The organism is Kaarinaea lacus (assembly GCF_975902315.1).
Genome location: NZ_CDLKIE010000488.1, coordinates 1 through 9,094, shown reverse-complemented (window position 1 = coordinate 9,094; position 9,094 = coordinate 1). Strand labels below are relative to the sequence as shown.

Annotated in this window: 6 protein-coding genes; 2 read left to right on the top strand and 4 right to left on the bottom strand. The window is 45.8% G+C overall.

The features are described 5' to 3' along the window. Positions 1-474: response regulator transcription factor (locus ACWVCM_RS15105; protein ID WP_455202594.1), on the bottom strand; the 474-nt coding region annotated here is incomplete at its 3' end. Between the two features lies 1 nt (position 475). Then, entirely contained in the window at positions 476-4,993 is a 4,518-nt protein-coding gene (locus tag ACWVCM_RS15100) for a PAS domain S-box protein (protein WP_455202593.1), read from the bottom strand. Positions 4,994-5,179: 186 nt separating this feature from the next. On the opposite strand from ACWVCM_RS15100, the gene ACWVCM_RS15095 reads away from it, so the two are divergent. Further along, positions 5,180-6,055: a class I SAM-dependent methyltransferase gene (locus ACWVCM_RS15095; protein WP_455202592.1), complete on the top strand. Its 876-nt coding sequence runs from the start codon at positions 5,180-5,182 to the stop codon at positions 6,053-6,055. Positions 6,056-6,087: 32 nt separating this feature from the next. On the opposite strand, the gene ACWVCM_RS15090 is transcribed toward ACWVCM_RS15095, so the two are convergent. Next, a complete protein-coding gene (locus tag ACWVCM_RS15090) occupies positions 6,088-6,891 on the bottom strand; it encodes a CheR family methyltransferase (protein WP_455202591.1) in 804 nt (267 codons plus the stop codon). A 131-nt stretch (positions 6,892-7,022) separates the two neighbouring features. Between ACWVCM_RS15090 and ACWVCM_RS15085 the strand changes: the two genes are divergently transcribed. Then, a complete protein-coding gene (locus ACWVCM_RS15085) occupies positions 7,023-7,979 on the top strand; it encodes a radical SAM protein (RefSeq protein WP_455202590.1) in 957 nt (318 codons plus the stop codon). 4 nt (positions 7,980-7,983) lie between these two features. Here the strand turns inward: ACWVCM_RS15085 and ACWVCM_RS15080 are convergent, their stop codons facing one another. Continuing rightward, positions 7,984-8,835 (bottom strand): helix-hairpin-helix domain-containing protein, encoded by an 852-nt coding sequence (locus tag ACWVCM_RS15080; protein WP_455202589.1) that lies wholly within the window; start codon positions 8,833-8,835, stop codon positions 7,984-7,986. Positions 8,836-9,094: the final 259 nt, after the last annotated feature.

The window sequence follows — 9,094 nt, the reverse complement described above, 5'->3', positions numbered from 1 at the left end:
CTCATCCAATACCAACAAAGGTTCTCTGACAGTTTCCACAATACTCTGCGCATAAGTTCGAACCGCTTCGGCAACTTTACGTGCCTGCTCTTCCCGGATCTCCAGGTCCCAGGCAATCGCATCATTGATACGACTTAATAGCAACTCTTTGTCAAAAGGCTTTTCAATGAAATCCAGTGCCCCAGCTTTAAGTGCCCTCACTGACATAGGTACGTCGCCGTGACCGGTAATGAATATAATGGGGATCCTGATTTGTCGTGTTTGCAAGGTTTCCTGCAACTCCAGGCCACTCATTCCCGGCATACTAATATCCAGGACAAGACAGCCGGGGCGATCTGCCTGATATGAATCGAGATAGGCTTCCGCTGATGGGTAACCTTCTACCGCCAGGTTGCTTGACTCAAGCAAGAATACGATGGATTCACGCACCGCATCATCATCATCGACAACAAAAACTGTTGGTTCAGGCAACATACTAAAGCGTCTCTCCAACAATTACCGGCAAAGTAAAATAGAATGTTGTACCACGACCAACTTTAGACTCTGCCCATAACTTCCCGCCATGTGCCTCAATGATGGAACGACTGATTGACAGGCCCATCCCCATACCCTTGGCACCTTTTGTGGTAACGAAGGGTTCAAAAATGTTACCCAGTGTTACTTCATCGATGCCGGGACCGGTATCGGAAACGTCTACATGCACATTTCCATCGCCATTTACGTAAGTGCTGATCGTCAGTTTCGGTTCTTCTATACCAGCAATGCGCATGGCATCAAGACTATTACGGATAATATTAAGCAATACCTGTTCTATCTGGATAGCATCAGCAAACACCAGGGGTAATTCCGCTGCCAAATTGAGCTGTGTTTGAATATTCTGCTTTCTGGTTTCAACTTCCATGAAGCTAACCACATCTTTTACCAATGTGTTAATGCTGACGTTAATCCTTTGTGGACTTTGCTTTTTCACAAACTGGCGCAGGCGGCGAATAATTTCACTGGCGCGTTCCGCCTGGACTTGCACTGAATCCAGCGCCTTTAGTAATTTATCTGAATTCTCATTCCCCGCACCTACTATTTCGCTACCGACTGCCGCGTAGTTTGCGATAGCAGTAAGCGGCTGATTCAGCTCGTGCGCGATACCAGTTGCCATCTCTCCCATAATATTAAGCCGTGCCATATGCGCCAACTCAGCCTGGTGTAGCCTGGCCTGCTCTTCTGCTCGTTTACGTTGAGCAATATCCGTTTCCAGTTGTTGCAGTAATAATCGATTGGTCAGCGCGCTGGTCATACGCTCTGCGATGTCAGGAAATAAACGTTTATCACTATCCGTCCACTCGCGATTATGTGAACATTGATGCAAACCGAGAATCCAGGGTTTGTCAATTTTCGGATGCAAAGCGATAATCATATGGGTTTTAATATTAAAGCGCTGTATTACTTCAGGCACTTCTTCCCAGCGGAAAAAATCATGGATAACGGGCCCATCGGTATCCAGTGCATCTCGTATTGCAGTGCTTATTACAGAATTGTTGGGGATATCCAGATTCAATTCGAATGCACCCGGATATCCCTTACGGGTAACCTCCATGGGTACCTTCCAGGAAGCTGCTTCCGGATCAGCCGGATAAAACAACCAGGCACGATCCACTGAAAATATCTCAAGCATTTCCTTTAGTACACTTCCCAATAAGGAATTCAAATTGGGTGCCTGAGAAATAATACGAGATAGTCGATCCAGATACTGAAAATGCTGTCGACTGCGTTTTAGCTCCTGTTCTGCCAGTTGCCGATCTGTGATATCACGTATTACACCCATAAATGCAATAGTCGATCCAGATTCATCCCTGATTGGTGTACCTACTGTCTCTCCAGGAAAAACTTCTCCATTCTTGCGTTTGTAATTGATAGTATAAGGTTTTATTTTTTCTTCTGCAGTCAGGTTATATCGTTCGCTTCCCTGACGCTCATACTCTTCCTCACTTTCGTATAGAACCAGTGTACGCTTGCCTATAATTTCTTCAGGCTGGTAACCAAATATGCGTGTCATCGCAGGGTTGCACATCATTAATTCGCGGTTTACATTGGTAATAGCCATGGCATCCGGCACATCACGGAATACTGCTTCAAACAATGCTTTCTGGTGTAATAATTCCTGCTCCGCCCGTTTACGTACTGATACATCCCGGATTGTACCTTCCACGCCGGCAATGTTACCTTGCTCATCATAATAAAAATGACTGTTGATTGAAGCCCAGAGAAAACTACCATCCTTACGCACACTTTCAACTTCAAAGAGATGTACAGCTCCTCCGCCTGCGCGCATCGCTTCAAGCATTTCCTGTCGTTTTTCAGGATAGCGCCAGAATATGGTGGTTGGCCTGCCGAGCAATTCCCCGGGAGCATAGCCAAAAACCTGCTCCGCAGAGGGTGAAATACGGATGAGGTTTCCGTCGAGGTCTGCGCGATAATATACCTCCCGCAAAGAATCCAGGATTCCTCGAAGTTCGCTCTCTGAAGCTAAAATCTTTTCTTCAGCCTGTTTGCGTTCGATAGCAATGCCCGCAAGACGCGCGGAATCGGTAATGTATTCTAAATCGGATTGTCCGGGTGCTCGTGGCTCATGGTAGTAGATCGCAAATGTTCCCAACACCTTGCCTGATGTAGAAAGGATTGGCTCAGACCAGCACGCCCTGAGGCCCGCTTTTCCCGCAAGTGTGCGATAGTTTTCCCAGTTAGGATGTGTCATAACATCCTCTACGATTACTCGCTCGCCAGTAAAAGCCGCTGCGCCGCACGATCCTGTTGTAGGGCCAACTTCGATTCCATCTATCGCTTCGTTGTAAAAATCCGGCAAACCTGGTGCAGCGCCATGCAATAAATGTCTACCCTCTTCATCCATGAGCAACACCGAACAAAGCATATTGGGCGACCGGTTCTCTGCACTCATTACTAGCGCCGATAGTATCTGTTGAAGCGATGCACCGGTTGCCAGCAATTCAAGTGTTTCACTACGCTGCAATACTTTCTCGGCCTGTTTGCGCTGCGTGATATCAATCGCCACGCCAACACAGCCAATAATATTCCCTTCGGGATCTTTCTGAGGATTTACCTGAGTTTGAAAATGCCTTCCCTGCCACTCATCTTCATAGATTACAGATTGACCTGCTAAGGCTTGAAAATGCGCTTTGATGGGCTGAAGCTCGGGAGAATCTGTCTGAAAAAATTCAAATAAATCCATTCCTGCTTTGACAACCTGGTTAGGCTGAAGACCAATTTCATGCAGTCCGCCGCCCAGGCTGGAGGTAAACTTTAAATCCTTATCGACAGACCAAAGAATGAAATCTGCCTGACCCACCAGTAAGCGCAAGCGTTCCTCACTGGCACGGAGTGCATCTTGCACCTTTCTTCGTTCAGTTATGTTGCGGGCACTAACGATTAAAGCAACGGTTTCTCCGCTGTCTTTTACCGGGCCAACATTCGCTTCATAATACAGTTGACCGCCATCAGCATCCTGGTACTCAACGGTAAATTGCCCCGAATTGCCTGTCGCCCATACCTGTGCCAAACAATCATTTGCAACCTGTTTATAATCTGGCGGTAAATAATTCGTAATGTGCGTGCCAATAACCTGATCTATTGTTAAATCGGGAACAGCATAGTTTATTGACAGAATGTTACCCTCACGATTTACCATAATAATATGGTCGGGGGAATTTTCTGTTATAGAGCGCCACCTGGCTTCAGACTGCCGAAGTGCCTCTTCTGCCTGCTTGCGGGCAGTAATATCGATCCCTACCGAGTGAATTTCAAATAACTCACCACGCTTATTATAAATAGGTCGATTTTTCCAGGCGATCCAGACCCGTTCGCCATTGCGCTTGATGTTTTCATTTTCGTTATCTTCAAACCTGGCGGGATCTTTACAGATTTCTTCCATTAAAAGCGCCAGATCCCGCCCGGTGAATTCTGTTTCCGGCACTATGGTTCCAACGACATTCTTTCCTAATATATCCTTTTCGGGAAAACCGAAGAATTTTTGAGCATATTCGTTGAAAAACGTAACGTTACCTTTTATATCCCAACGTAAAATAATCGTTGCAGCTTCATCAACGAGCTCTCGATACTTTCGCTCCGATTCCACCAGGGCTTGCCTGGTAGTTTTACGCTCAGTGATATCTGCCGCGAATACCACCAGTTTTTCAACGTCATTTTGCTCATTCAGAACGGGATAAATAGTGAAGTCAAAGTAGCGTCCCTGTCTGAAGTCGTCAAAACGCATAACCCGTTTGGACCTGATTACTTCACTAATGTTTTTCTTCCTCGATGCAGCCACTTCGGATGGCACGATGTCATAAAGGTTCTTTCCAATAAGTTCGTCGGAAGTAACCCCAAATCGACTTGCACCAATCTCATTGACAGACAAGAACGTTCCTTGTGTATCCATTACCAGAATACTTTCCATTGCTGCCGACTGAATGGCATGCCACAACTTGCTGTCATCACTGGCAACGGGATTAGCTGTATCCAGTTTTTTCAGGTCACTTTCAATAACGAGTTTAAATTCTGCGAGCAGGTCTCGATGCTCATCGGAATAATGATTTTCTTTACTATCGAAGACACAAAGGGTTCCGAAAATTTCGCCATCAGGCCAGTGCAAGGGAAAACCCAGATAGGAAATCATTCCAAGTGCTTTATCAGGTTTGTTATTCCATTTAGGATCATACTGAGCGGTAGGAACTAATAAAGGTGCATCATTTAAAATAACCGATCCACAATATATTCTGCCATCAAGTTTTAGCCCCTCACCCTTGCGGTAAGGATTTCCTTCAGTCGCGCTAGTTACGAATATTTCGAGTTGGAGCGACTCAATGCGTGTTATCCGACTAGCTGGAACCCCCAACTTCTGGGCTATCAAATCAAGGATTCCTTGCCATTTGATAACGACTTCATCCGAAATCAATGGCTTAATGGAAGAATGCTGATGAGTCATTTTGTCCAGGGAGTTTTCTAGAAATATCAGGGCACTTTTTATATTAAAGTTGAATCCTGTGGGATCTTTCTATCATTTTCTGCATGCAAATCACAAGCTTTCACCCACCATCTTATTTAATACTAGTCAAACCAATTGATTTACTCCAATTCAAAGTCATAATAGACAAAGTATGCAAATATCGTAATGCAAATAAGGCAGAAAGCCGATACAAACGCCATAACTAACACCACAACCAGGGATCAATCGATGAGCGCACAAGACAACCAACCTGACTGGGACAAAATTGCAGAAAAATTTGATATCTGGTTGCCTCAACTTGCGCCGGTAGGTGAATCGTTATTGGAAGCCCTGGATGCGCAACCCGGCGACAATATAATCGATCTAGGCTCGGGAACTGGTGAACCCGCATTAACACTGGCCAGAAAAATGAAAGGCCATATTCAAATTACCGGCATCGATGCGGCGGACGGCATGGTCAAGGTCGCGCAAAAGAAAGTAGCCAATGAAAGACTGGCCGGCATAACATTTACCACAATGCCGGCTGAAAAAATGGAATACGGTGATGCCAGCTTTGATCGGGCCCTGTGCCGGTTTGGGGTTATGTTGTTTGAAGATCCATTAAAAGGTCTGAAGGAAATGCACCGCGTACTTAAACCAGGAGGACGGTTTGCATTAGCAGTATGGAGCGTTCCGGAAACCATGCGGACCCTGTACTGGTCCTACGAAGTGTTTAAACATCGTATTGAAGAAGACTATCACCCTCCATTAAGCAAAGTTACCTCTCTTGGTGCACCTGGCATCATGGATAACTTGTTGCGAGAGGCGGGATTTAGTCAGTTCGCTATCGACGCAAAAACTTTCCACTATCAATTTGAATCTTTCAATGCCTACTGGGATGCAGTAGAAGCATCGGATATTTTGAAAATGCAATACGATGCACTACCGGAGAATCAACGCGACGAAATACGAGATGAAGTAGGAAGATTTGCCAAAGATTTTATTAAAGATGGTATATTAACCATTCCCCATGATTACTTGCTGGTTTGCGGTATCAAATAGCGCCAGATTACAAATAATATTGTTGATTAAGCTCAAATAGACTGTTTGCGGTAGACGCGCAGCTTTTCCGACCAGGTTGCAAACACGTTGTCATCATCTGGCAAATATTCATGAATGCCGAGCACTAATGCGCCATTGGGCTGCAATACCCTGGCGATTTTTCCCAGCAATTTATGTTGTAATGCTTCATCAAAATACGTAAACACTAAATTACGGCACAGAACCAGATCAAAATGTTCGTTCGTTATCGCATCACGTATATCCTGCTGCAAATATCGAACATAACGCCGAAACTCAGGCTTCAGGCAATAGTTATTCTCCAACTCGTCAAACGCAATTTTAGGCCATGTTTCAGGCAGGTTTTTTATGCTGCTGTAGGGATAACAGGCCTGTTGACTGCGTTGAATCAAAATCGGATCAGCATCCGTGGCAAGTATTGACAATTCAGTATCCGGATAATGATTGCTTATCTGCAATTCCCAGATAATGGCGATAGTATAAGGTTCTTCACCAGACGCACTGCCTATGCTCCATACTTTTAATGTTTTATCGCCACGCTCAATGACCTGCTGCACTAATTCAGGTAATACCTGTTGCTCAAGAAAGTGAAATACGGCTTTTTCGCGGTAAAAGCGCGAAATCGTTACTCGGCTCAGTCCGTCCAGTACTGTCCATTCCTCGCGGTGCGCGTCCAGATAATGCCGATATGCATTTACATCAGCGAGTTTTAATTGCGTCAGACGCTGATCAAGTCGTTTGCATACCTGCTTATGCACTCTACGGAATCCCGGCCAGCGCATGTGCATCCGGGGCAGCGCCCATTGTAAAAATTGCACACAGTCTGAATCCTTCATAGTTCAGTCTTAATGCTTAATGGCTTTACCTGCATCATCTTCTGCGTCGTCTTTTTATGTTATGTTTTTATTATGATAAGCATAAAGTAAATAAGCAAACACCTGACTAACAAATGATGCCAACGACGCGTATCAACAACAGCTTTGAACCGGCTTACCTGGCCTTGTTACACAATGGCCAATTAGCAAATCGTGTAAAACAGGCCTACCAGCACCTGGAAGACTGTGACCTATGCGCCCGTTATTGCCATATGAACCGTAAACAAACCACCAGGGGTGCGGTATGCCGCACTGGTGAGTTGGCAGTAGTAAACAGCTATGGCCCACATCACGGAGAAGAAAATCCATTACGTGGCTGGAATGGATCGGGCACAATCTTTTTTAGCGGGTGCAGTTTACGTTGCGTGTTTTGCCAAAACTGGGACATTAGCCAAAAAGGTGCCGGCCGGAAAACCACGCCAGAGGAACTGGCAGATATGATGTTAACGTTGCAACAGCAAGGCTGTCACAATATCAACTTTGTCACTCCCAGCCATGTTGTGGCGCAAATCATTGCCGCTGTCGCCATTGCCGCACCTAAAGGCTTGCGACTGCCATTGGTCTATAACACGGGTGGCTATGACAGCCTGGAAGCACTGAAATTACTCGATGGCATTATCGATATTTATATGCCCGATATGAAATACGGTGACTCCAGACTGGCCCGTCAATATTCCAAAGTTCGCGACTATACTGAGGTGAATTTCGCAGCGGTAAATGAAATGCACCGCCAGGTGGGCGATTTGATGCTGGATGATCAGGGCGTCGCATTAAGGGGATTGCTGGTACGCCACCTTGTATTACCCAATAACGTTGCCGGTACAAAACAGGTATTGCAATTCCTTGCCAGCGAAATCTCAAGCAATACCTACATAAATATTATGGACCAATATCACCCCTGTTATCGTGCCGATGATTATCCTGCCCTGGATCGGCCTGTTACACTACAGGAATACCAACACGCCATTGAAGCAGCACACTATGCTGGACTGGAGCGCCTGGATAACCGCAAAAGTATTCGCTGGTTATAACGTACTATCCAGTTTTATGAAAGTAATGGTCCTGGCATTCGCGCTCCCTCCCACGCACCACGCGTTTGCCAATCAGCGTGCCCCTGGTTTCGGTGACTACAGTATGCTGTCCTTCATGGTGTTCCTTGTCATAAAAATAGATCACTACCCAGTCTTTTGTTTGCCCTAACTGATGTGCGCGCGCAGTATTGGAATAAAGTGCGGTGAAATGCCATTCACCACTCGTCTTATGCATTACCGATAGCCACGCTTCGCCTTTCGGATTAAATCGCCTGGGCGCAATTGTTGGCAATTCGCCGGCTTCGGCCTGGTCGCGATACTGACGATCAATCTGCAGCAACATTGCAACCGGTGGTTCAGCAACCATTCCCTGCTCTTTCGTTGCCGGTCGGCGACCACCTAATACCTGGGTAAGCCATGCCTGAATCACGCTGACTTTTTTCTGACTAAAACCTGGCACCTTCTCCAGTCGACCATTATGGGCCGCGATTTCCAGTGCTTCCAGCGTGTCAATGCGTAGATTCTCAATGATCTGATGGGCAAGCTTGGGGCCCACACCGGGCACTTGTTCGAACAACAGTATCGGATCATGTCCGGCACGAAGACTCTCCAGACGACTCATGCGCCCCGTTGCGACGTACTCATAAATGGAACGCGCAATGCCTTCGCCAATGCCCGGCAATGCCGTTAAACCAGCGAAACCCTGCTCTTCAATAATCTCTGTCACCGCCTGTTGCAGGTTTTCAATGGTTGCCGCCGCACGACGATAGGCATTGACACGAAACGGATTGGCGTTTTGCTCTTGCAGCAGATCCACTATTTCGGTCAACCTTTGAGAAATCTCACTGTTTTTCACAACCTTACCAATCGATTAATTTAATCGTATTTAAGCTCAGATTAACCGTACTGTGACCAACGGAATTTGATCCACATCAGTGAGAATTAATTCCTAATTACACTAAAATAAGTAATGAAGCTATCAGGCAATATGATTTTCTAAATCGAATTGTTTGCGTAACAAACCACTGGGAGAAGTAAAATGACTGACCTGGGAACCATTGCCGAACAACGCATTAAAGAACATGAATCACGCCTAAAACATATTGATGAGCTGG